Annotated in this window: 24 protein-coding genes, 1 tRNA gene and 2 pseudogenes; 17 read left to right on the top strand and 10 right to left on the bottom strand. The window is 34.6% G+C overall.

Annotated elements, in window-relative coordinates; all coding sequences use genetic code 11:
• Positions 1–27: 27 nt before the first annotated feature.
• From LA754_RS03555 to LA754_RS03530, 6 genes are all read left to right on the top strand, one after another.
• The gene (locus LA754_RS03555) at positions 28–801 is read left to right on the top strand and encodes a 30S ribosomal protein S6 (RefSeq protein WP_077188216.1); all 774 of its coding nucleotides are present in this window, start codon (positions 28–30) and stop codon (positions 799–801) included.
• Entirely contained in the window at positions 801–1,076 is a 276-nt protein-coding gene (gene rpsR, locus LA754_RS03550) for a 30S ribosomal protein S18 (RefSeq protein ID WP_007548890.1), read from the top strand. The genes LA754_RS03555 and rpsR overlap by 1 nt, the downstream gene beginning before the upstream one ends.
• 7 nt (positions 1,077–1,083) lie before the next feature.
• Positions 1,084–1,638 (top strand): 50S ribosomal protein L9, encoded by a 555-nt coding sequence (rplI, locus tag LA754_RS03545; protein WP_006279792.1) that lies wholly within the window; start codon positions 1,084–1,086, stop codon positions 1,636–1,638.
• A gap of 6 nt (positions 1,639–1,644) precedes the next feature.
• On the top strand, positions 1,645–1,878 hold the full coding sequence (locus LA754_RS03540; protein ID WP_077188215.1) for a hypothetical protein: 234 nt from the start codon (positions 1,645–1,647) through the stop codon (positions 1,876–1,878).
• Positions 1,875–3,167, top strand: a complete 1,293-nt coding sequence (purB, locus tag LA754_RS03535) for an adenylosuccinate lyase (RefSeq protein ID WP_012673216.1) — start codon at positions 1,875–1,877, stop codon at positions 3,165–3,167. Before LA754_RS03540 ends, purB begins: the two co-directional genes overlap by 4 nt.
• Positions 3,167–3,239: transfer RNA gene (locus LA754_RS03530), tRNA-Met, on the top strand. The genes purB and LA754_RS03530 overlap by 1 nt, the downstream gene beginning before the upstream one ends.
• 170 nt (positions 3,240–3,409) lie before the next feature.
• Here LA754_RS03530 and LA754_RS03525 read toward each other — a convergent pair.
• Entirely contained in the window at positions 3,410–4,690 is a 1,281-nt protein-coding gene (locus LA754_RS03525) for an iron-containing alcohol dehydrogenase (protein WP_006279794.1), read from the bottom strand.
• 42 nt (positions 4,691–4,732) lie between these two features.
• Here LA754_RS03525 and dapE point away from each other — a divergent pair, with 42 nt between their 5' ends.
• The gene (dapE, locus tag LA754_RS03520) at positions 4,733–5,929 is read left to right on the top strand and encodes a succinyl-diaminopimelate desuccinylase (RefSeq protein WP_006279795.1); all 1,197 of its coding nucleotides are present in this window, start codon (positions 4,733–4,735) and stop codon (positions 5,927–5,929) included.
• A 117-nt stretch (positions 5,930–6,046) separates the two neighbouring features.
• On the opposite strand, the gene nth is transcribed toward dapE, so the two are convergent.
• Together nth and icd are read right to left on the bottom strand one after the other, a co-directional pair.
• Positions 6,047–6,685, bottom strand: coding sequence for an endonuclease III (gene nth, locus LA754_RS03515; RefSeq protein ID WP_006279797.1), 639 nt, complete (start codon positions 6,683–6,685; stop codon positions 6,047–6,049).
• Between the two features lie 27 nt (positions 6,686–6,712).
• Positions 6,713–8,140 carry an isocitrate dehydrogenase gene (gene icd / locus LA754_RS03510; RefSeq protein ID WP_006279798.1) on the bottom strand — a complete coding sequence of 476 codons (1,428 nt, stop codon included), beginning with the start codon at positions 8,138–8,140 and terminating at the stop codon, positions 6,713–6,715.
• Between the two features lie 145 nt (positions 8,141–8,285).
• On the opposite strand from icd, the gene LA754_RS03505 reads away from it, so the two are divergent.
• Positions 8,286–8,822, top strand: coding sequence for an RDD family protein (locus tag LA754_RS03505; RefSeq protein ID WP_006279799.1), 537 nt, complete (start codon positions 8,286–8,288; stop codon positions 8,820–8,822).
• A 22-nt stretch (positions 8,823–8,844) separates the two neighbouring features.
• Positions 8,845–9,321: an RDD family protein gene (locus LA754_RS03500; RefSeq protein WP_006279800.1), complete on the top strand. Its 477-nt coding sequence runs from the start codon at positions 8,845–8,847 to the stop codon at positions 9,319–9,321.
• 166 nt (positions 9,322–9,487) lie between these two features.
• Here the strand turns inward: LA754_RS03500 and rho are convergent, their stop codons facing one another.
• Both rho and LA754_RS03490 read right to left on the bottom strand, forming a co-directional pair.
• Complete coding sequence (gene rho / locus LA754_RS03495; protein WP_006279801.1) at positions 9,488–10,891, bottom strand: transcription termination factor Rho; 1,404 nt, start codon at positions 10,889–10,891, stop codon at positions 9,488–9,490.
• Between the two features lie 199 nt (positions 10,892–11,090).
• The gene (locus LA754_RS03490; protein WP_006279803.1) at positions 11,091–11,693 is read right to left on the bottom strand and encodes a cell cycle transcriptional regulator TrcR; all 603 of its coding nucleotides are present in this window, start codon (positions 11,691–11,693) and stop codon (positions 11,091–11,093) included.
• 331 nt (positions 11,694–12,024) lie between these two features.
• Here LA754_RS03490 and LA754_RS03485 point away from each other — a divergent pair, with 331 nt between their 5' ends.
• Positions 12,025–13,833, top strand: a complete 1,809-nt coding sequence (locus LA754_RS03485) for a peptidylprolyl isomerase (protein WP_077190393.1) — start codon at positions 12,025–12,027, stop codon at positions 13,831–13,833.
• On the opposite strand, the gene LA754_RS03480 is transcribed toward LA754_RS03485, so the two are convergent.
• The gene (locus tag LA754_RS03480; RefSeq protein ID WP_457923578.1) at positions 13,809–13,982 is read right to left on the bottom strand and encodes a hypothetical protein; all 174 of its coding nucleotides are present in this window, start codon (positions 13,980–13,982) and stop codon (positions 13,809–13,811) included. The two genes, LA754_RS03485 and LA754_RS03480, sit on opposite strands and share 25 nt — an antisense overlap.
• Before the next feature lie 251 nt (positions 13,983–14,233).
• On the opposite strand from LA754_RS03480, the gene rpsP reads away from it, so the two are divergent.
• The 4 genes from rpsP to trpS all read left to right on the top strand — a co-directional run bounded on the left by rpsP (position 14,234) and on the right by trpS (position 17,198).
• On the top strand, positions 14,234–14,554 hold the full coding sequence (gene rpsP, locus LA754_RS03475) for a 30S ribosomal protein S16 (RefSeq protein ID WP_006279266.1): 321 nt from the start codon (positions 14,234–14,236) through the stop codon (positions 14,552–14,554).
• Positions 14,555–14,564: 10 nt separating this feature from the next.
• A complete protein-coding gene (locus tag LA754_RS03470; RefSeq protein WP_077188213.1) occupies positions 14,565–15,551 on the top strand; it encodes a polyprenyl synthetase family protein in 987 nt (328 codons plus the stop codon).
• A gap of 61 nt (positions 15,552–15,612) precedes the next feature.
• Positions 15,613–16,182 (top strand): nucleotide exchange factor GrpE, encoded by a 570-nt coding sequence (locus LA754_RS03465; RefSeq protein ID WP_006279387.1) that lies wholly within the window; start codon positions 15,613–15,615, stop codon positions 16,180–16,182.
• Between the two features lie 17 nt (positions 16,183–16,199).
• Positions 16,200–17,198 carry a tryptophan--tRNA ligase gene (gene trpS, locus LA754_RS03460; RefSeq protein WP_006279388.1) on the top strand — a complete coding sequence of 333 codons (999 nt, stop codon included), beginning with the start codon at positions 16,200–16,202 and terminating at the stop codon, positions 17,196–17,198.
• 175 nt (positions 17,199–17,373) lie between these two features.
• Here trpS and LA754_RS03455 read toward each other — a convergent pair whose 3' ends face one another.
• The 3 genes and pseudogenes from LA754_RS03455 to LA754_RS03445 all read right to left on the bottom strand — a co-directional run bounded on the left by LA754_RS03455 (position 17,374) and on the right by LA754_RS03445 (position 20,360).
• On the bottom strand, positions 17,374–18,135 hold the full coding sequence (locus LA754_RS03455; RefSeq protein WP_077188212.1) for an alpha/beta hydrolase: 762 nt from the start codon (positions 18,133–18,135) through the stop codon (positions 17,374–17,376).
• Between the two features lies 1 nt (position 18,136).
• Positions 18,137–18,664: a c-type cytochrome gene (locus tag LA754_RS03450; protein ID WP_077190395.1), complete on the bottom strand. Its 528-nt coding sequence runs from the start codon at positions 18,662–18,664 to the stop codon at positions 18,137–18,139.
• 440 nt (positions 18,665–19,104) lie between these two features.
• A pseudogene (locus LA754_RS03445) lies at positions 19,105–20,360 on the bottom strand (IS4 family transposase).
• 179 nt (positions 20,361–20,539) lie between these two features.
• Between LA754_RS03445 and LA754_RS03440 the strand changes: the two are divergent.
• Together LA754_RS03440 and LA754_RS03435 are read left to right on the top strand one after the other, a co-directional pair.
• A complete protein-coding gene (locus tag LA754_RS03440; RefSeq protein WP_414517269.1) occupies positions 20,540–20,710 on the top strand; it encodes a hypothetical protein in 171 nt (56 codons plus the stop codon).
• Between the two features lie 62 nt (positions 20,711–20,772).
• Positions 20,773–21,721: pseudogene (locus tag LA754_RS03435) on the top strand (IS5 family transposase).
• Positions 21,722–22,324: 603 nt separating this feature from the next.
• Here the strand turns inward: LA754_RS03435 and LA754_RS03430 are convergent.
• Positions 22,325–23,851 carry a lysine--tRNA ligase gene (locus tag LA754_RS03430; RefSeq protein WP_077190473.1) on the bottom strand — a complete coding sequence of 509 codons (1,527 nt, stop codon included), beginning with the start codon at positions 23,849–23,851 and terminating at the stop codon, positions 22,325–22,327.
• Between the two features lie 108 nt (positions 23,852–23,959).
• On the opposite strand from LA754_RS03430, the gene LA754_RS03425 reads away from it, so the two are divergent.
• The gene (locus LA754_RS03425; protein WP_006279216.1) at positions 23,960–24,256 is read left to right on the top strand and encodes a type IV secretion system protein VirB3; all 297 of its coding nucleotides are present in this window, start codon (positions 23,960–23,962) and stop codon (positions 24,254–24,256) included.
• The last annotated feature ends 4 nt before the right edge of the window (positions 24,257–24,260 follow it).

Here is a 24,260-nt window from a genome sequence, read left to right as displayed (position 1 = left end):
ATTTAATCGGTATTAAAGGAAGATATAGTGAATCTTTATGAATTTACTTTTATAACACAACAAGGATTATTACAGCAAGAAGTAGAGGAGATGGTCCAAGAGCTAGCTGTTTCATTGAAAAATATTAAAGCAGATGTTATGTTCCAGCAAATCAGGGATATTCTGAAAAAAGGAAATGACAAGCTTACAACACAAGAGTTAGAAGTGCGTGCTGAAAACATTAAAGAAGGTCTAGTTGCTTACTCTGATTTCTTGGAAGATCTTACAAAAATTTTATGGGTTGAATTGGAAGAAGATCTTTCAAATTTGAAAGAAGTGAAGTCAAAAATCGATAAAGAGTTGAAAGATGACCTAAAGGATTTAGGAATAACGCAAGATTTTACAAAATTTCTAGGAGGCAGTACTAAAAGTGCGTTTATCCATAACGCAGTAAATGCTTTGAAGAGAAATATTTCAGAACATCTAATAAAGATTTTTCAAGATATTTTGAAAGATTTTAGAATAAACGGTCCAGCTCAATCGAGCAAAGCGTTGGAAATGCTTTTGAAAAACATTGAAGCATCAGGATTAATCAAGTATGAACATTGGGGTCTTTTGGATTTTGCATATCACAAAAATAAAATGAAGAGCGGTCATTATTGTATAATGTGCATAAGTTCTACTGCAAGCATTCTGGATGAATTTATGCGTAGAATGAAACTTAATGAGAACGTTATTCGCCACTTTCCTGTGCAGGTTGATAAAATTTTTGAAGGTAAATCTCATATGATGAATAAACAAATTGAGGAGCAAAGCGCATAATGATGAAAAGACGAAATAGTTTTAATAATTCATACGTATCTGTAAATAATAGGACTGGCTTTAGGCGTTCTAAAGTTTGCCCTCTTGCTGCGTCTAAAGATGAAGACATAGATTATAAGAATATAGATTTATTATCCAAGTTTACCTCTGACTATGGTAGGATATTACCTAGAAGATTAACAGGCGTATGTGCAAAAAAACAAAGGAAGTTACGCTTAGCGATCATAAGGGCACGTTTTTTAGCTCTTATTCCTTACTGTACTAAAAAAGTTTAGGTAATTTATGTTGATAATTTTAAAGGAAAATATAAGGACTTTAGGTAAGCTTGGTGAAGTTGTCAAAGTTAAACCAGGTTATGCACGTAATTTTCTTTTTCCACAAAGAAAAGCGGTGAAAGCTACCAAGGAAAATTTAACAAAGCTAGAGGAGCAACGTTTATTACTGGAAGAAGAGAATATAAAAAGATTAAATGTAGCAAAAGAGCTTGCATTGTCACTACATGATAAGTTTGTGGTATTGATAAAGCAAGCTTCAGAGGATGGTAAAATTTTTGGTTCTGTAACAACACGTGAAATTGCGAAAATTTTACTACAAGAAGGACATGTGATAGATCACCGTAGTTTATCTTTTGGTGGAGTAAGCATCAAAAACTTGGGTGAATACCAAGTAAACGTAGAATTACATAGTGAAGTAGTAGTACCAATTACTATATACGTCGTGAAATCCGAAACAGATGCAAATGAGCTAAGGCAAGTAAAATTGCAAAATCAGAAGTCTGAGCAACAAGAGGCAGAGCAAGATGCGAATAAAGAAGCTACTGATGGTGATGATAGCTGATCAAAGATGATCCCTTGTTATAGTCGTAAAGAAATGTCTGCCATGGCTAAGCTGGTGTCATCCCAGTGCTTCCCTCATGTCATCCCAGTGCGTGACACTGGGATCCAGTTTATTTCATCATGGACATTATTTTATGCTTCTAGAATCCGTTGTCCATTGAATAATTTGCAAATACTTTTATACCTGGATTCCAGTGTCACGCACTGGAATGACACCATTATTGGAATAAATCAAAAATGATTCCCCGCTATAGCAGAAAAGAAATGTCTTCCATTTGGGAGGAAAATAATAAATTTAATATATGGCTTAAAATAGAAAAATTAGCGTGTGAAGCTCAAGCAAAGTTAGGAGTGATTCCGAATAATATTGCTGAGAACCTCTCTGGTGCTATTGAATTTGATGTTGAATGTATCAACGAAATTGAATCCATTGTAAAACATGATGTTATAGCTTTTCTGACATATATTGCTAAAAAAGCGGGAGTTGATGTTCGTTATCTTCATTATGGAATGACAAGTTCTGATGTTTTGGATACATGCCTTGCGGTGCAACTGAAAGAGTCCTGTGATATTTTGCTCGAGAATCTAAAAAATTTACTTGCAGCATTGAAAAAAAAAGCTGAGGACTATAAAGATATTGTTTGTGTTGGACGCAGTCACGGAATGCATGCAGAACCAACAACTCTTGGAATAAAATTTGCCAGATTTTATGCTGAATTTAAACGCAATTATCAGAGATTAATTAGCGCGCAAAAAGAGATCTCAATTTGTAAAATATCAGGTGCAGTAGGCAATTTTGCAAATGTTGATCCGTTTGTTGAAGAATATGTAGCGAAAGAAATAGGACTCATACCTGAAATCATATCGTCTCAAGTCATTCCTCGTGATAGACATGCTATGTTCTTTTCAGTTTTGGGAGTGATTGCAAGCTCAATAGAAAATGTTGCTGTTGAAATTCGTCATTTGCAAAGAACTGAAATCGGCGAAATTTCTGAGCATTTTTCCACTGGGCAGAAGGGAAGCTCTGCTATGCCACACAAATGTAATCCTATTTTAAGTGAAAATCTGACTGGACTCTCACGTTTAATACGCAGTTATGTTTTTCCTGCGTTAGAAAATGTTGCATTGTGGCACGAACGTGATATATCACACTCGTCTGTGGAAAGATGCATTGCTCCTGATGCTTGTATAACAATGGATTTTGCTTTAGTGCGATTAACAGATTTGATAGATAAATTGGTGATCAATAAGGAAAACATTGAAAAGAACTTAAATTCTTCAAAAGGTTTAGTTTTCTCACAGCGTGTATTGCTTGAGTTAGTAAATAGTGGTTTGGCGAGGGAAGAGGCGTATAAAATTGTTCAGAGCAATGCAATGAAAGTGAAACAAAACAACAGTGATTTTCTGGCCGAATTGAAACAAGATAAACCCTTACTTAAGGTTATTAACTCGGAAAAACTTGAATCTTTGTTTGATTTGAAGTATTATACGAAACATATAGATCGTGTATATAATAAGGTTTTTAATTAGGCTGAGTAGCTCAGTTGGTAGAGCAGGAGGATCATAATCTCTTGGTCGGGGGTTCAAGTCCCTCCTCAGCCACTCGAACTAAACTATGTTTAGCAAAGCAGTGCTATTGGTGAAACCCAGTGTCAGTTACTTGGAATGAGTTGTATATCCACTCAGGTGAGGAGACAATGGATAAGAGATTGTGAAAAGGGTTTAGCTTTTGGCCTATGATCTCTTTAAATGACAGAATTTCACTACAAAACTTAACTTTCTTCTATGCAGTTAGCTAAGTCAAGAAAGGTGAATCTATCTCTTGTTGTAAACGCAAGATCGACCACTTTACAATATTGTTCTTTATTCCAACTGAGGTGCTCTGGTAAGTGTGGAATTGATAGATCTTCAAATATTTTTTGCAGGTGTTTTGCAGGTAGTAAATTTTGCTTAATTAAACTGGAAATATTATGCCATTCTTTACAAATGATCTCTTGGATTTTTTGCTGCATAATTTGCTTCTGTTCAAAAGTTCTTACAAATTCGATATTATCAAAGCACTGAGTTATATGTTTTACATCTAAAGTGGTCGGTTTGATAATCGGGTTTTGTATTGATAATATCTTTTCCTGCAAATTAGCCATGGTAATCGTCGTAACAGCAATTTTTTCGCCATGTAGTAAGGAATGATCTCTTGTTACCATTTCCATTGCGTGAGCTATCATATGCTCTCCTTGGCTTGCAGAATAGCTGCCTTTTGATATTACCATTCCAAGTCCTGAAATTAGTAGAACTTCCATAAGTAATAGGACCACTTTTCTACTTCTTTTAGTAAGCGCCGTATACTCTCTTAGCAAAATTTGCTCCAAATCGCGAACAAGTGTAAAAGGTAATTCATTGTATTCTGTGCCAAGCAACAAATGAGATAGTAGCCAGTCAGCCTGAACTGTTGAACGACAAATGAAATCTGCAAATCCGCTTAATGTGAGACGCAGTGGTGCATTGGCAAGTATGTCTATATCTATATATACTGCTCTTGGAAGATGTGCTTTGAACGATTTTTTATATCCATTTACTAATATTGAAGCATTTGCAGAGGTATATCCATTCATAGAAGCGGCTGTTGGGAACGATATATAATCTTTTTTCTCGAGGTAGCTTGCATATTTGCAGATATCGTTAACAGTGCCGCTACCAAATGCAACTATTAAGTCACTGTCTTTTGCTTTGTTTCTAACTAGATTTACGGTTTCAAGAGAGGCAGCTCTGCTTGGTGTCATGCAAGTAGCTGACACTGGGATCCAGGAAAACAACTTATGGATCCCAGTGTCACGCGCTGGAATGACAGGTGGAGCTGGAATAATTAAGTTAGGAATTTTATTAAGTACGTTTTTGTTTAAAAGTTTTGCTGTATTTTTATCTGCAACTAGAAAGACGTCATTTCCGTGTCGTGTGCATATTTCATAGATATCATCAGCAAGGTAGTAATCTGTTATTACTTCCCTTAGAAAAGTTTGTTCGGTTTGATGTAATATTTGTTTTAAATAGTGCATAGAGTGTTTACAATATAGCAGTATAAGTATTTTAAGATTGACATGAAAATTGACCCTGTAGAGCTAACTAGGAAATTGATCTCTTTTGAGAGTATAACACCAGAAGACAGCGGGGCAATAGAGTATATAGCAGCAATCTTCAAGAAGAGCGGCTTTGATTGTGAGATTTTAGAATTTGGTGATAAAGTTAAAAATCTTTATGCGAAATATATAAATGGAGTACCAAATTTGTGCTTTGCTGGGCACGTTGATGTTGTACCACCGGGTCAGTTAAAAGATTGGGCATTTGGTCCATTTAATCCAGAAGTGAGGGATGGAATGCTATATGGAAGAGGGGCCGCTGATATGAAAAGCGGAGTAGCTGCATTTATTGCTGCTATGGTAAATTTGATTGCAGAGAAGTTTCAATTTAATGGTTCGATAAGTGCATTGATTACCAGTGCTGAAGAAAGCATGGAAGAATATGGAACAAAGGCAGTTTTGGAATGGATGAAAAATAAGCAGAAAAAGATAGATTTTTGTGTGGTTGGCGAACCAACCAGTAGTAAGAAATTAGGTGATACCATAAAAATAGGCAGAAGAGGTTCTGTAACATTTGAATTAATTTGCCATGGAAAACAAGGGCACGTTGCCTACCCAGACCTAGCAGACAATCCAATATATAAGGTAATATCGATATTGAGTAAGGTAAAAAATACTACTTTTGATCATGGTAATAAATATTTTCAGCCTTCACATTGCGAAGTTACTACTATCGATGTTGGAAATAATACTAGCAATCTAATACCTGGCTCAGCAACTACACGTTTTAACATTCGATATAACAATGAACAAACACCGGGTGGCTTATATAAGCTGATTGATGAAATATGCTCTAGTGTAACTAACGATTATAAGCTTTTTATGCATAGCAGCAGGGACGTTTTCCTCTCTACTCCCGATAGGAATACTGATATTATGCTTGATGCAATAAATAAAGTTACCAGTATTGATGCTGCGTTGAGCACAAGTGGTGGCACATCTGACGCTGCGTTTATCAAAGATGTTTGTCCAGTGATTGAATTTGGTATAATCAACAAAACTGCACATCAGATAAACGAATGCGTATCAGTAAACGATATACACAAGTTAACAGCTATATATAAGGAATTTATAGAAAATTATTTCAATCCCACTAATAAAATATTGAATCAGGTCAACGTGGTTAGTAATATATCTAGTGGTCCATTGTTAGCTTAGATGTAATCAGATCTCTTGCATAACTGTTGTTTGAATAATAACTTGTATCATTCCAGCAAAATGTGTCAAGTAAGTTTTTTCGTTTCTATAGCTACTTGGATGACAAAAGAAGAAATACTAGACTTTATACCTTTTGCACTCAAATTCACATAAATCATGAATTATGCACGTTTCACACGAAGGTTTCTGTGCTTTGCAAACATATCTACCATGCAAAACTAGCCAATGATGAGCATAAAGCAGGTATTTTTTGGGAACCACATTTAAAAGAGATTGCTCTGTTTTAAACACATCTTTTTCTTTCACAAGCCCAATTCTATTGCTCACTCTAAAAACGTGAGTATCAACTGCCAATGTTGGAATGCCCAGCCCCGAATTTAAGAACACATTAGCGCTCTTTCTCCCCACTCCAGGCAAAGACACCAAATCATCAAAATTAGTAGGTACTTTGCTGTTGTATCGTTCTACCAATATTTTACTAAGCCCGATTATATTTTTTGCTTTGGAATTATATAAACCAATACTGCTTATGCATTTTTTCAGCTCACTCTGCCCAAAGCTCAGCATTTTTTCTGGCGTATCAGCGATATTAAATAGTTCTCTTGTAATTTTATTAACGCTTACATCAGTTGTCCGCGCTGATAAAACTATCGCAACCAGTAACGTAAAATGATTGGTATAATTTAGCTCTATTTTTGGCGCAGGATTTGATTGTTGAAACTTTTCAAATATTAGTTCTACTTTTTTTGAGTCCATTTCATTTACCACACCTCTTTTAAATATTTAAACAAAGAACCCCTCTTTCCCATCATACAAATACAATTTGTCCATTCTCACCACGTCAAAATTGTGTTCTTCAAGTTTGATTAGCAAGTTATTCACATCACTATTTGTAATAGCTTGCTTTTCATTATTTGCGATAAACCTACAGGTTATTTGATCACTTGAAGGTTTTGAGTTTCCTGGCCAAATCGCAAGACCTTTTGAGTATATTGCTATCATTTGCAGATTACTCGATTCAAATAACCTAACTATTTGGTCAAAGTTGCTGGATTTGTCCCAAGCAAGCGCTATATCACTACCTACTAGCTTTTTGGTTTTATAGTCCTGTTCATAGCTATTTTGTATTTCACTTATTTTGCTATTTGTACTGCTACCGACTGTAAGCTCAGATAATGTTTTCGGTTTTTTTCCTAGATTATCTATAACGGCTTCTGCAAATTCTTTGGTACCAATTTTCTGTTTACTCTTTTTCTCTTTATATAAATCGGCGGTATGTATTCCATCCTCCAAAGTCTTGAGCCATGCATCGTAAATTAGTTTTGCAGTACTCACTTGACTGATGTAGACCAACATATGCACTGCAGCATTCAAAAGTCCAGAAGGATTAGCTATGTTTTTTCCTGCAATATCAGGAGCAGAACCGTGCACTGCTTCAAACATTGCATATTCATTACCTATATTGCTACTTCCAGCGAGTCCAACAGATCCAGAGGTTTGCGCCACAATGTCCGATAATATATCGCCATATAAGTTCTCGGTTACTATAACATCGAAATTCTCCGGTTCTGTGGCAACACGTGCCATCCCAATATCGACTATATAATGTTCTGCCTTTATGTCCGGGTATTCCTTTGCAATACGATCAAACGCCGCATGGAAAGTTCCGTCAGTCATTTTCATTATGTTATCTTTAGTAAGACAAGTTACCTTCTTTCTACTATGTTTTTTTGCATATTCAAAAGCGTACCTGCATATTTTTTCTGAGCCGGATCTAGTAATAATTTTAGTGCATTGGTAAGAGTCACCAGTGAGCCTGTGCTCTATTCCGGTGTAAACGTCCTCTTCATTTTCACGTATTACTACGATATCAAACTTATCGAATTTATTTTCTATAACAGGATGATATGAAATGCATGGTCTGATATTTGCATACAACCCTAGATTTTTTCTGAGTGCAACGTTTAAGCTTTTGTGGCCTTTACCTTGAGGAGTTGTTGTCGGAGATTTTAATAATATTTTTGTCCTTTCAATTGATTCCCAACCACTTGGAGAAATTCCGTGAGACCATTCTTTACTATAAACACGCTCCCCTATTTCAATAATATCTATTGAGATTTTCGCTTCTGCTTCGCGCAATATCGACAGCACCGCTTCCATGATTTCTGGTCCGATACCGTCGCCGTATGCAACTGTGATTGGTGTTGACATAACTTCCCTAGTTATAAATGATTTAATATTAATTTAAATAATAGAGTGGCACAAGTAGCTAATATTACCCAAGTTAGTATATTTACGGTTATTTAATAACGTATTTTTATATTATATGATGATATTATGAAATATAGGTGGGGTTATGAATACTGAAATAAATGTTAAAGTAAATTATGTAGGATTTACAAGGCGTATTGTAGCAGAAATACTTGACCTCATCATATTTTCCCCTCATTTTATCTTCGGTTTTATCTATGGTGTATTCATCGTATCATTACAAGATCAAGATAAAGACTCTTTTCAGGAACTTGCACAACTAGCAACAGAAATACCATTTATAGTTTCTACAGTGGTCGCAACATTAGTACTAACAATATCCAAAATATTAATGGTAACAAAACTTGGTGGTACCCCAGGAAAACTATTGTGTGGTATGCATATTAAAGATGCTAATACATTTACAAATGTTACCCTTATGCAAGCAACAATAAGATGTATTTCTAAGGGAAGCATCTGGATTATTTTTCGCTTTTTGCTTCATCTGCATTATCATGGTTATACTTTTCTATATCTTTTAATTGTGCTAATTTTATTTTTGTTTGCAGTATTTGATCAACGCAAACAGACTTTTTACGATAAAATTGCAAAAACAGTAGTGATAGACTATAAATCTAGTTGATATTTTTCTTTATAGGTAGTACATGGATAAAAAAGTAAACTACTCAACGATGACAAGACGTACTCTAGCATTTATAGTTGATTGTATTTTATTTATCGCAATACCATTTGGTTTAATGGCGGTGGGTTTCTCACTTACACACGCAATACAAGGGATCATGGGTGCAATAATTGTAATCACCACGATTGTATTTTCTTTATTTTTAATGATACCATGTATATTTCATATATTCATGCTAGTAAAATTTGGCGGCACTCCAGGACACTTGTTATTTAGCATGCGCGTAAAAGACAAAGATACATTTGAGTCAATCACTACAATGCAAGCAATGAAAAGGACTATAGCTCTTTTTATAATTTATTGCATATCACTTTGTAATCCCATTTTATTCTTAGCTATACTAATCTTAGTTTTAGTATGTGCAGTAGGTGATGAACATAAACAAGCTTTTCACGACAAAATTGCAAACACGGTAGTGATAGATTATAAACCTAGTTGATATTTTCCTTTAGCTGTCTGCCACCAAGGGTGTCATTCCAGTGTCACGCGCTAACTTAAGGTAAATTGCCAACTTAACTATAAATATATTTTGGTAAATCCAAATTATTTTAGCTATAAGAGCGTTTTACTTTTTGCTCAGCATATCCATCATAACTGGCTTACTTTTAGTGATTCATGGAGTTAAAAAAGTCAGCATTGCTCTTTGTTAAAAGTAGTTTGTCACGTAAAAATTCCATTGCTTCAACGGGTCCCATAGGATTGAGTATCCTACGCACCACCCATATTTTATTTAGTATAGCCTTATCAACTAATAGCTCTTCCTTCCTTGTTCCGGATTTTGTAATATCAATAGCTGGAAATATACGTTTATCAGAAAGTTTTCTATCAAGTATGATCTCAGCATTTCCTGTACCTTTAAACTCTTCAAAAATAACTTCATCCATTTTTGAACCAGTCTCTATAAGAGCTGTGGCGATTATAGTTAAAGAACCCCCATTCTCAATATTACGAGCTGCTCCAAAAAAGCGTTTTGGTCTCTGCAGTGCGTTTGAATCTACACCACCAGTTAGAACTTTCCCAGACGAAGGAATAACCACATTATAAGCACGTGCAAGTCTAGTAATATTGTCAAGTAGAATTACCACATCTTTTTTATGCTCAACCATTCTTTTAGCTTTTTCTATTACTATTTCAGCAAGCTGTACGTGACGGTAAGCAGGCTCATCGAACGTAGAACTTACTACCTCACCTTTTACAGAACGTATCATATCTGTTACTTCTTCAGGTCTTTCATCTATAAGTAACACTATTAATTCTACTTCAGGGTGATTTATAGCTATAGAGTTAGCCATTTGCTGAAGCAATACAGTTTTTCCTGTGCGAGGTGGAGCAACTACTAACGCTCTTTGCCCTTTTCCAAGAGGAGCTACTATATCTATAGCACGCATGCTTAAGCCTTTTTTATCATCACCATTATTACACTCAAGTACTATGCTTTCCTCAGGATAAAGAGGAAGCAAATTATCAAAATGGACGTACTTTCTTAATTCACTTACTTCAGTAGAGTTTATACTTTGAACCTTAGTTAAAGTAAAATATCTCTCTTTATCACCAGGTGGCCTTATTTCTCCATATGCCATATCTCCTGTACGTAAATTAAACTTCTTTATTTGCCCGTTAGAAATATAAACATCATCGGTACTTGGGGCATAATTTGCACTTGCTGAACGTAAGAAACCAAAACCATCAGGCAATATTTCCACTATTCCACTCCCTGTGGTTATGCCTCCTTCTTCACTCATTTTTTTCATTAAGCTGAATATTATTTCCTGCTTTAGCATTCTACCATTGCTTTTACCGTTAGTTGAAATTTTTCTTCCTTCAGCTAACTCTAACAATTCTTCTGCTGTTTTCTCTTTTAATTCGCTCAGATCTAATGTTTTTCTGTTTTTCTCAGTACCTTCATTAACCATCTGTTTTACTGTATCGTTATTGTAAATTTGCTCACTTTTTTCAGGTTGAGCTTTAACCTTTCCTTTTGCCAAAACATCTTCATTGATTGTTGTCATAATCCTCCAAAAATTTTAATTGATGCTTACTAACCTAAAATGTGACTATAAGATAATAAATTAGGCTGAGTTAGTTTCAGTGCGTATTAAGCTTAATTATCATTAAACCCCGTACTTTACTTACATTATACTAATAAACACTAGCAAGTCAAGTTAATTTAATGTTAACAAAACACAAAAATTTGAGGATTTTCAATAGCTATTCTTTATATTTTTTTAACCTTTCTTGCTTCTCCTCTTCTACTTTTGCTTTTTCCACTTCTGCTTCTAAATTTTCTTGACTACATAAGCCGAGTAGTACAGGATCTTGGGGTTTTATATTTTGCATGTTATGATGAGATCCATCTCTTACCTGCTCAACTGTGTAATTTGTTGTACTAATTAATTTAGCTATAACGTTATCGTCCAAGATAGGAAATTTTTTTACTAAATAATAAATCGCATCAGGTTTATCTCTACGTCTTGCCGTAGAGGCAAAGCCAAGAATGCTACCAATCGCTTTACTCCTTTTTTTTATATTTTTTATAATCAAATTTGGTACACGATTTGGATTTTTTTTGCAATCATCGATTTCTTTTTCAGTAATTATTCCGGAAATAATAGGGTTATATTTTTCTACTTCTATTTCCTCATCAGCTATGTCTTGTACTTCTTCAAGGGCCAATCTGCAACATTGTGCTATTTGATTAAAAGTTAAACCAGTGTTGTCTACTAACCAAGCAGCTATTTGCACTAGAAACTGTTTATTTCTATCGTTATTGCCCTTAGAAGATTCCATTGACATCAAAAAAGCATCTCCCATTTAAAGTATCCCTTACTGTTATACAGAGCTAAAATATAAACTATTAAAACTAAAAAAGCATTAATTTTGTCATTCAATAACTTTTTGTTTGTCACTTCCCACCTCTTAAGTTAATTAAATGCGCTTACCTTTAAGCATATTTCAAACAAAATATTTCCCCTTCCTAAGGTATAGTATAACTCAGTTAAACATATGTTCCTATTTAAGATTAGAGAGTTAAATTTTAAGTTAATATATTGTAATATTATATATATTAGCTAATAAAGCAACAGGTTTACAAGCATTAAATTATCACTATTCTATAATTAATCATTAATTAACTGGGTTTAAAATGAATGTTAAAAATTTTTTCACTAAAGTAACCGTTGTCCTTTTAGCTTGCTTGTTAATCTTCATGGGAATTGGCAACCTTTTATCAGGTGATGATGAAAAAGAAGAGGTAGCTAGGGTTGGAAAAGAAGTTATAACGTCAGATGAGTATAAATCACTATATCAAAATTATGAAAAGCAAATTTCTGGATCTGATGCGAGTAGAGAACAAGTAAAAAAGCTGAAATATGATTTGCTTAACGCACTTATAGAGCAAAAACTATTGTTTAACCTAACTAGTGAGCTGGGGTTGACAGTTGGAGAAGAATCTACAAAAAACCATATTAAAAACACCAAATACTTTCAAAATGATAAAGGTGAATTTGACAAAAATAAATTCTATGAAACGCTAAATGACCTGCATATGACAGAGAAAGAGTATATAGCAAAGCTAGAGAAAGTCCTGCCTGCAATTATGTTCATGACTTCATTATTTAAAGATAATTATCCAGTAACTTTTGGCGAGAAAATTGATGAGCAGATATACAAAAGTCGCTACCAAACTAGAGTAGTTGATATTGTTAAAATAACTGAAGATGCAGTTACAAACATTCCTGAACCAGATGATCAAGCCTTACTTGATTTGTACGAAAGAAATAAATCCCATTTTTATTATCCTGAGTATCGAACTGCGCAATATATTTCCCTAGGCCAAAAGTATTTTGAAGATCAAATCAAGATCTCAGATGAAGAAGTTGATGGTATAATAGAACAACAAGAACTTAAAAATCAAAGAGATATATTCAATGCAATATTTTCTACCAAAGAAGAAGCTGAGACAGCAAGAAGAGCATTTGAGGAGGGTAAAACAAGCTTTGAACAGATAGTAGAAGAGTTTGGCAAAGCAAAACTTGAGGAAACTAGAGTAAATAATATAACTAAGGATTTTTTACCAGAAGACGTGAGAGAGAAGGTATTTGCTCTTAAAGTAGGTGAAGTAAGTGAAGTTTTAGCAAGCAGTTTTGGTTGGCACATAGTAAAAGTGGAAAGTGCGCATCAAATCTCTGATGAAGACTTAGTTGATTTAAAAAAAGACATAAAGTCAGTTCTAACTAACCAAAAGTCTTTTGAAAGAGTCAATGATTTCATAAACCAAGTGAACTATAAGATATACAATGGTTCAGAAATTGAAGAAATATTGAGTGAATATAATTTACCTATACAAACTATTGGTCCAGTAGATGCGAGTGGAAAAGATCAAAGCGGTAATAACGTAGGAGATTCTGGTGATTTGATTTCTTTCATTTTTTCGCGAGAAAAGGATCAGAAAGGTTATTTTAAGGGCGTTGGGGACGCTGTTGTTAGTGTAAAAATCGTCGATATCGTTCCACCCAAATTGCAAAGTTTTGAAGAAGGCAAGGCATTAGCGGTAGAGCTTTGGCGTAGTGAGTTTATAAAAGAAAGAATGTTTAAATTCGGGCAAGAGGTTGCAGTTCAACTAAGAGAAAAAACAGATTTGGAAGAAATTCAAGGTGTGGAATTAGTTAAAGGTCAGCAGATGCACCGCAATAAAGTGGATCAACAAAACTACCCCTTTTCTTTTGTAGAAGAGATTTTCAATATGAAAACAACTGGTTCAGTGACAGATCCTATTCAATACAATAATGAAATTATAATAGGTGTTCTAAAAGAAATGCATTCATCAAATGGCAAATTAAACATGCTTGACACCGGAAAACGTGTGATGATATCGCTAAAAGAGCAATTAATTAGCTATCTGGAATCAAAGTATAAAGTCGAAGTTAATCACGCTATACTTGATGATATATAATCAAAAATCTTATAAGTTGCTTCAAACGCATCCAGTGCCCAGACACACAACTGTACGAACATTGCGATTTGAGAGCAATCTTCACTAGAAAGGATGTCATCCCAGTGCTTGACACTGGGATCCAGGAATTTTATTAAGTTGGTAAGCATAAAAGTAGCCGTTTTATGTTAAAATACAACGTTTTAATGATTAAAAAAAGGCTGGATTCCAGTGTCAAGCACTGGAATGACACCATTTGCTGTGCAATTTACCTTCACAAATGAATGTTCGTATAGCTGTACACCCGGCACTGCCCTACATTATTGGTAATTACATTATAAGGTGCAAAAGTTGTATAATTCATTTGACTTAAAACGGCTCATTGTATAAAATTGTGGCTAATATATGAATAAAGGTTAACATGGCAGTTAAAATAAGGTTGGCGAGGTTTGGCGCAAAGAAACGCCCTTTTTACAGGATAGTTGTAGCTGATTCACGAGCACCAAGAGATGGGCGTTTTATTGAGAAAATAGGACAATATGATCCAATGTTACCAAAAGACAATAAAAATCGTGTTGTGGTGAAAGCTGATAGGTTAAAACATTGGCTAAGTGTAGGCGCGCAGGCAACTGAAAGAGTACTGTGGTTTATCAAAAAAGGCATAGTAACTTTAGAAACAGAACCAAAGAAAACAGAAAAGAAGAAAGTAGAGAACGAGAAAGCACAAGGGCAAGAGGCATAAGTCTCTTAAAATGCTAAATACTGATTTAACAAACAGCGATAAATTAGACGATATTGTATCTTCTGATTTGTCAGCTATGAATGACTTTGTCTTCAAAAATGTCAATGATGAAGATGCTAAGCTTGCTGCTGATATTATATCTCATCTTGTTAGGTCAGGTGGAAAAAAAATAAGGCCTAAACTAGTTTTTATTATATGTAAAATGCTAAACTATTCTGGGGAGAATAGGATCAACGTTGCTGCATCGGTAGAGTTTATACACAATGCTACTTTACTTCATGATGATGTGCTCGATGAAAGTGAGGCACGCCATGGAGTTAAAACAGCGAATAAGATTTGGGGAAATAAATCAAGCATTTTAGTTGGTGATCTATTGTTGACTCTAGCATTTAGATGGCTTATAGAGTGTGGAAATTTAAATATTCTCTCTATTTTATCTAAAGCATCGCATTTACTTGTGAAGGGTGAAATAAAGCAGATGAAAGCACGCTTTGACCCCCACACAGTCAGGGAAAATTATTTTGATATCATTGGAGAAAAGACAGCATCTTTATTTTCTGCATGCTGTGAAGCTGCATCAACAGTATCTGGTGCAACAAATGACGAAACAGAGAGGCTAAAGAATTTTGGTTTTAATTTTGGTATGGCATTTCAAATAGTTGATGATATGCTCGATTATACTGCTAATCAAGGCACTTCTGGAAAACAAGTCGGAAAAGACTTTTTCGAAGGTAAAGTCACCTTACCTGCTATTATAGCATACGAAAAGGGCAGTCCAGCAGAGCAAACATTCTGGGAAAAATGCTTTTCTTCAGCTAGACACAATTTTGACCAAGCATTACACTATATTAATCACCATAATGCCATTCAGCTTTCTATGGAAAAAGCTAGACACTACATTAATATGGCACAAAATGATATTAGTACTTTTTCTGATTCTTTTTATAAAACTACTTTAATTAACTTTTTAAATGCGAGCATAGAAAGACGAATGTAGCTGGCGCTTGATATTTTCAGATTAATTGTTATATATTTGTTAGATTCTTAAGGGTAATGATATGTCAGATAGCAGTAAGGAGAAAAAGAAGAAGTTTGCTGATATGGTAAGTAGGCAGAAAGGTGACGACCAACAAAGTGATAACCATAAGCAAACTGATGATTTAAATGAAGATCTCAATACATTAAAAGAACGTGCAGTTCAGCTTGAAGATCATTTACGCCGTGCTGTTGCAGATAATGAAAACGTCAAACGTATAATGCAAAAGCAAATTAGCGATGCAAGTGACTACGCAGTCACAAAACTTGCACGTGATATGATCGACTCGTGCGACAATTTAAAAAGAGTAATGGAAATTTTGAAAGACGGTGATCCTGTTCATGAGGGGATTAAAGTAGCTTATCAAAAAATTATAAATGATCTAAAAAAACATGGAATAGAGGAAGTAGATCCATTTGGTGAGCTTTTTGATAGTAATTTACACCAAGCTGTTGTGGAAAGAGAAGACAATGAAAAAAAGCCTGGCACCATTGTAGAAGTACTACAAACTGGTTATACTATCAAAAATAGGTTGCTCCGTCCTGCAATGGTTATTCTTTCTAAGAAATCTGCTGATTGTGGAAGCGATTAGCATGAGGTAAATGTATAATGACAAGTATTGTCTTTTCAGGTATCCAGCCAAGTGGCGTACTACATTTAGGTAATTATCTTGGTGCAATCAAACAGTGGATAGACTTACAGGATAAATACAAATCTCTTTTTTCTATTGTCGACCTGCACGCAATCACAGCAAATAAGCTTCCCGCAAGTGAATTAAAAAGTAATATTTTCAAAACAGCAGCAGCTTATATTGCATGCGGAATAGATCCAGAAAAGTCCATTATTTTTAGTCAGTCCACAGTTAGTGGTCATGCAGAACTGGGCTGGCTGCTTGGATGCTATACACCAATTGGTTGGCTTAATCGCATGACTCAATTTAAAGATAAAGCTGGCAGCGATAAACAAAAAGCCTCTCTTGGATTATATAGTTATCCAGTACTTATGGCTGCAGATATATTGTTGTATCAAACTAAATACGTTCCTGTTGGTGATGATCAAAAACAGCATTTGGAGCTTGCACGTGATATTGCATCAGCTTTTAACAATCATTATAAGCTGGATTATTTCATCGTACCTGAAATCTTAACTTTGGATTGCACATCAAGGATAATGAGCTTAAGGGATGGCACAAGCAAGATGAGTAAATCTGATCCTTCAGAACATTCGTGCATTAACCTTGATGATACGGATGACTTAATTGTCAAAAAAATAGAAAAAGCAAAAACAGATTCAATTCTAGGCTTTGCTACTTTAAAGTGCCGACCAGAAATAAGCAATTTGATAAACATTTATTCAGTGCTTAGTAATGTAAATGCGGAAAAAGTATGTGAAGAAGTGAACAAACATGACATGAAGCACTTCAAAAAAGAGTTAGCTGATTTAATTATCAGTGTTATATCACCCATACGTGAGAAAATGAATGATCTTTTAAAAGACCAATTCCATTTACATGAAATATTAAAAAAAGGCACAAAGAAAGCAGCAGAAATTGCAACCCATAATATAAAAGAAATCAAGGATATTATTGGATTTGCTCAATATCTGTAAGGTTCCAAAGTGTGATGGTGCGAACCGTCATACCGCCGCGGTATCTCAGCCGCTAACACGTAGCGGGATGACGGTTTTTCAAATTGTCGGTAAATCTAAGTCAGTTTAGCTATAGGCAGCAATTTTCTGTATTTATTTTAAGTTGAAGAAAGCTCAAATGAAAAATCGTGTTTTGCTAAAAATCACAGAATGCAGTCTGGTTACAAAATTCTCTAATGGTCTTAAATAAAACTTCCAGTGAATGATTGTCAGACATATTGTGCTCTGCTGATTTTATTAAGTGTACTTCAACATCGGTTGACTTAATTTTTTCAACTAAATTCAATGAAGTTTGATAAGGAACATCTTTATCATTAATGCTATGCAGCAAGCGCACAGGACAGTTTATCTCTATTGTCTTTTTGTTTAAAAGAAGGTTCTTTCTGCCATCTTCGATCAAATTTTTAGTTATTTTGTATGTACAATGCTCTGAAGTAAAATCTATTACACCTTTAGAATCTAGTTCTTCTTTTTGCTTGCCTGACAATTGCTTGAATATCAAATCTTCAGTAAAATCGGGAGCAGACGATATACCAATTAGTGCTGCAATTTTTTCTGGAAATTGAAGGGCAGTGAGCAACATCAGCCATCCTCCCATACTTGAACCTATAATTATTTGTTTATCGCTAGTTAATTCACTCATTACTTTAGCACAATTTTTTTGCCAATCACTTATCGTGTAATCAATAAAATTACCACTTGAATGACCGTGACCAAAATAATCAAATAGCACAAGTGCTACGTCATTTTCTTGGCAAAATTTGTAAATAGCAGTTGCTTTAGTTCCATCCATATTGGATGCAAATCCACCGAAAAAAACTACAGAAGCTTTCTTTCCTTGTAGCTTTCGATATGCTATGTGACCATTATTTCCATCAAACAATTTACAATAATCCATACTACTTTGGCAAAGCAACCGGGCTATCACTCAATTGATGCAAATAACTAACTAGATCTGCAATTTCTTGTGGATTGGAAATACCTGCAAATGCCATACGTGTACCTTTTATATAGGCTTTTGGGTTCTTTAAAAAGGCAAATAGCTCCTCATACCCCCATTTTCCACCTCTTTCAAGCACTGCTTTTGAGTAATTGAATGAGTTACCAAGATGGGCCTTTTTATTTCCAACTATGTTCCATAAGTTTGGTCCTACTTTATTCATTCCACCTTTCTCAAAACTATGGCAGGCTATACATTTTTTTGCTGCTGATTTACCTTTCTCAAAGCTAGCATTCTGCATGAGCGCTCCAATATCAAGCGCCACTTGCTCGATTTTTTGCTGGAACTCATTGCTGCCAGCAGCTACTATCGTTTGGTGTTCAATCTTATATTCTTCTGGACTGTAAAGCATATCAACTACATTACTAACCATCATAATGATTAGCCCAGAAAGTAAAATCGATGCTGCAATCTTATTAAGCTCCATAGTTAATTTTTATTAAGTAATGTTACTTAAATTATGCGAATATTTTCGCAAATAGCAACCAATTACCTTGAAGCTCGCTAAAGATGAGAGTCTCTATAGCTGACCCAAGAAAGGTTTTCCTACGTCCATACCGCCGCGAACCGTCATACCGCGATTCATTCGCGGTATCTCAGCCGCTAACAAGAGATCCCGCTAACAAGTAGCGGGATGACGAGGTTCACTGCCATTAAGTTAAGGAAAGAATGGTTAAAAACTGAACTAAAAAGTCAGAAATAATTAAGGATTTATGACAAATACTGAAACAGAATAGAGTAAACTTTAAAGCAGATAAACTCTGAAGTGTAAATTACTTAAGAAATAGTTTGTTTAGAAGTCATTTTACAGGAGCTATGGCAATAAGCTACCCAGTTATTATCAGAAGATATGAATACTACCTTTAGTCAAAATATGTGTTTTCTAACCCTTTTTTGGTAATTGAACGAACGAAGATAAGGTACCTTATGACGATCAACTTTCCTTCCCTTTCTTACCGCCAAAGTGTTCATCAAAAATAGCTTTGATAATTGATCAATAATGCAGTCAGTATCTGATTCCGTAGCAAAAATGTCGAAAGCCAAGTTTTTGATCGCGTTAAATGAGACAGATTTGTTAATGCTCCTCTTAAGCTTATCATCGGTTAAGTCCATATTCAACGCTTCTTCTACATCTTCTGTCATAACACTTTCTAGGTTGCTAATAAAGATAGCTGACCAAAAATCCTGTTTAACAGACTCAACACTTTTTCCTGTAAAATTTTCTAGACTTAGTCTTCCTTTGAGTTTTGCAAAAAATGTCTCAACTCCCCAGCGTAAAAAATATAACTCCTTAAATCCTCCAGTTTGAAACTTTTGTTCATCCATTAATGATGTAGCTAACACTTCAATTTCACCAGATGGCAGTACCACTTTGAAGCGTTATTCCACTATTTTCTTGTTTTATCTTACGCTGAGCACATATGGTAACCTCAACACTAGATGGGCTTTTTTCTTCAAACATAGCATTCACTTCATTAAAAGATGATCTGGGACATCGAATGACATAAGCAATTTTTCTTTTTGTAAGGCTAGAAAGAAATTTATAAGATAAATATACAAATCAGTAAGTCATTAGTATTTACAACTTTAAGCATTTCATCTGCTAAGTTAATTTCATGAGTGTTACCTCTATCTAACACTGACCTTATGGCAACATTATTTAGCACATCTTAACAAACCGCAAAGGTTGCACTTGCATAATCACCTAAATCTTTTGGTTTTTGGTTACGTATTTTTCTTGAGCCAAATTCATTTTTTATTTCAACGTTTGTTGGTAAAATGATTTTGGAGGCATCAAGAGCTAACACTCTAAAGCCAAAACAAGTTTTAAATTTTTGGTCTTGGTAGTACAAGGAAACCACACCTTCGTTAATTTCTGAAAATGCACTGTGTTTCATTTTTTTTCTTGCTTGACTAAAAGCACTAGCAGTAACGGTATAGTCTTTTTTCCTATATAAAATAAATTCGTTTAGTATTACTTGCAGCGACTTTACACTTTTTCTTAAAATTAAGATAAATATGTCAATAAAAGATAACTTCCTCTTTCTCATAAAATCTTTTGAAGATGATTTATGGGATTCTATAAATTCTAGACTTGCCAATTCATTTTGAATAAATTTTATTACTGCCTTTTTTACTCATACTACCTTTAAACTTATTGGTATACATCATTATCCCATAAAATCTATCTTTTTTCCTTAACTTAATGGCAGTGAGACGAGGTTATCGTCATGCCGCCACGAACCGTCACCGCGATTCATTCGCGGTATCTCTTAGCCGCTAACAAGTAGCTGGATGACGATTGTCAGGGTGTAATCCCAGTGTCCCTATGATGTCATCCCAGTGCCCAGACACTGGGATCCAGGAAAGTTTGCTTGTAAGCAAGCAAACTAGCACAGAAAGTGGTTACAACATTTTCGATGAGATTATATGGAAAACTGGATCCCAGTGGGCTTTGTTGCATAGCAACTGAAAAATCTGGTGGCTACTGACAAAATTCATTATAAATAGCGATTTAACTGTTGAAGAAAAAATATGCCACAAAAAATGAGGGTCAGTAACCATAGCGAATATAACAAATTTCTAGAAAAAAGAGGAAATATTTTTCATTATACCAACGAAGCCATAGAAAAGTGGTACGAGAATGGTCCAAAAATACCAGGTGGCAACAATATTTATAGCGATAAAGTTGTAATTTTGGTGCACATAATAACTTGTTTATTTAGAATAGGCCTGAGGCAAACAGTTGGGTTTATAGCAGGATACCTTGAGCAAATTGGGAAAAATTTGCAAGTTATCAGCTATTCACAATCATCAAGAAGGTTTAAGAAACTCAATATTAAGATCAATGATTGCAGAAAATAATATGGAAGATATCGAAATTGCTATAGACAGTACAGGAATTAGTATATACAACAACACTCCTGGTCATAGCAAAGAAAATAGCGAAGATAGAAAGTATCGCAGCTATGAACAGACAAGAAAATTGCATGTAATGTTGAATACAAACAGCAAAAAAGCCATAGCTGTAAAATACAGTAACGGTGTCTACTCTGATCACTATGGAGCTTGTGATTTGCTAAAAGAAGTCGATTTTCAGTATGTCATAAAAGTACTATATGCAGATAGGGCATATGACAGAGAAAAGCTCTATAAGCTGTGTAATCAATATGGTATAAAAACGAAAATTCCTCCGAAAAACAACGCAGCAGAGCATCCAAAATTGGATTATATGCTTGATAGAAATGCCGCTATTCAGTTAATGAAATTACATGGTGAGAATGGTATAAAAAGATGGAAAGAAGAAGTAAATTACGGAAAAAGATCGTATATTGAAGGATTTTTCTCAAGGTTGAAGCGAATATTTGGGTTTAGTTTTAGGAGCAAATCTGAAATTAATCGTGAGAAGGAACTGCTACTCAAGTGTTATTTGCTTAACAAATTTACTGAAATAGGCATGGCTAAGTTTGAGATAGCTTCATGAATTTATTGTACGTTACCTACTATCCGAAGAGCGATGCAACAAAGCCATTCCAGCGTCACGCGCTGGAATGACACCTCTCTTGGGCTCTCTTAGCTATAAATATTAAGGAATTTACCAAACGAAAAAAAAGGCAAAAGAAGCCCCGTGGTTGGCTAATTACTTACATTATACTTTCAAGTATGGCGTTTTTTTATTCTAAACGCTTAATAACCGCGATTTAGTTGCTTTTAAGCCGCAACTAATCTAAATTATAAACATTAAGAAATTTACTAAACAGAAAAAAAGGCAAAAGAAACCCTAGGGTAGCTAGTTATTCACTATCCATTTTTTAAATCGGCGTTTTTTGATGTTTTAAATGCTTTATAAGCGCATTTCAGCTTATATTAGGTAAAAACCTAGAAATTTTATAAAGACATAAGGTGCACATAGTGCAAAAAATTAAACATGGGACGCCAGATACGTGAGTTTTTTTGTCATTTAATCTGTACAGAGAAGATAAATAAATAGCTTCAGTTTCATGATAAGGGAGCTGGCGAAGGGTGTCAAGTAAGTTTTTTCGTTTCTATTTCCAATAAAAGTTTGTTATATGGTTATGCAAGAAGTCTATTTAATAGCGCTTTCTATGAGAGAAATCGTATTATCCATTCCATAAAGCTTTATGAAAGATCCCATTCTTGGACCGGTTTTTTGGCCAAGTAACGTTTCATATAATAGCTGAAACCAGTCACGTAAGTTAGTGTAATCATATTTTTTTCCAATAGAAAATACCTGAGATTGAATTTCTTCAGCAGTAGCAGTTATAGATAGAGAATGTAAAGTGTCCTTCAAATCTAGTAACGCTTCTTTCTCTTTTTCATTTGGAGTTTTATATGATTTTGTTGGCTTGATAAAATCGTGATAATACTTTACTGCAAAGTCTGAAAGTCTATCAAGCATTTTATTATTTTCTGGTGTAACGTTTGGTGCATAAGAGGATATAAAACCCCATAGGATCTCTTTGTTTTCAGCATTACAAGCTGCTGCTAGGTTTAAAAGTAGTGAGAAATTTATGCCTGAAGTTTCTATACTGGGAACATTGCCCTGGTGAATGTGCCAAGCAGGATTATTTATATCCTTTTCTTTGTTCTCATGATAACGCTTTACAAATTCTAAATATTCATCAGTTGATTTTGGTATCACATCAAAATATAAACGTTTAGCTTTTTTAGGACTCTGAAAAATGTACAATGCTAAGCTCTCTGTTGGTGCGTAAGTTAGCCACTCTTCAATTGAAATGCCATTTCCTTTTGATTTTGATATTTTCTTTCCTTCTTTATCAAGGAAAAGCTCGTAGCAAAACAGAAGTGGTGGCTTTTTTCCAAGTATTTCACATATTTGACTTGAAAGCACAGCAGATGGAGTTAAATCTTTTCCGTGAGCTTCGTAATTTACTCCAAATGCGGCCCACCTCATTCCCCAATCAGGTTTCCATTGCAGTTTACATTTTCCTTTTGTCACTGGAACTTCTATTTTTTCCCCGTTTGGGTCTTCATATGTGATTGTTCCTTTCTCTGTATTTGTTTCAATTACTGGAACTTGTAAAACTTGAGAAGTTTTTGGGCATATTGGCAAGAATGGACTATAAGTCTGCTGTCTTTCTTCCCGAAATGATGGAAGCATTACGTCCATCACTTTATCATAATTTTTCAGTAAGAGTAAAAGTTTTTCATCGTAAACGCCAGATTTATAACACTCTGTTGCACTCCTGAACTCGTATTCAAATTCAAACATATCAAGAAATTTACACAACAATGAATTCATATGATGACCATAACTCTGATGAGTGCCAAATGGATCAGGTATCATAGTCAATGGTTTATTTAAGTGCTCTCTTAGCATCTCTTGATTTGGCACATTATCTGGTATTTTTCGCAAACCATCCATATCATCTGAAACTGCAATGATTTTGGTTTTTATACCAGGAGCTATTTTTTTTAATGCATTTACAATAACTGTAGTGCGGAAAACCTCTCCAAAGGTTCCTATGTGGGGTAAACCAGAGGGTCCATAACCAGTTTCAAATATTATTTCTTTTTTATTAGGAAACTCTTGCAATATTTTTTCTGCTTCTTGAAATGGCCAACTTGTCATTATCGGGATTAAATAATGTATCTTAACTTAAAGTGCTACTAGTTTCAATGGATTTTTAATATAATGATATAGTATTAGTGTTAGAGCTATTATTAGAAGGTTAAAGATATGTCCACAGGTAGTATACAAACAGATCAATTATTTAAAGGTCTTACAAGACCTGCAATGCTCTTTGGTGTGAGTTATATGTTTGCAATATTAAACGTCCTGATTTGCATGCTAATTTTCATTAATTCAAATGATTTAAGAGTGATTCTCTTAATGTTACCAGGTATGCATGGACTTGGTTATATAGCTTCTGCAAAAGAACCGTTGTTTATTGAATTATTTATGGTAAAATTGGGAAAGTGCTCGAAATGTTTAAATCGTTTTTACCATGGAGCCAATTCTTATGATATTGCTTAACGTT

It is taken from the genome of Wolbachia endosymbiont of Muscidifurax uniraptor, from assembly GCF_054149795.1.
Note: the sequence above shows the minus strand (reverse complement) of the source record. Positions and strands in the feature narration are given on the sequence as shown.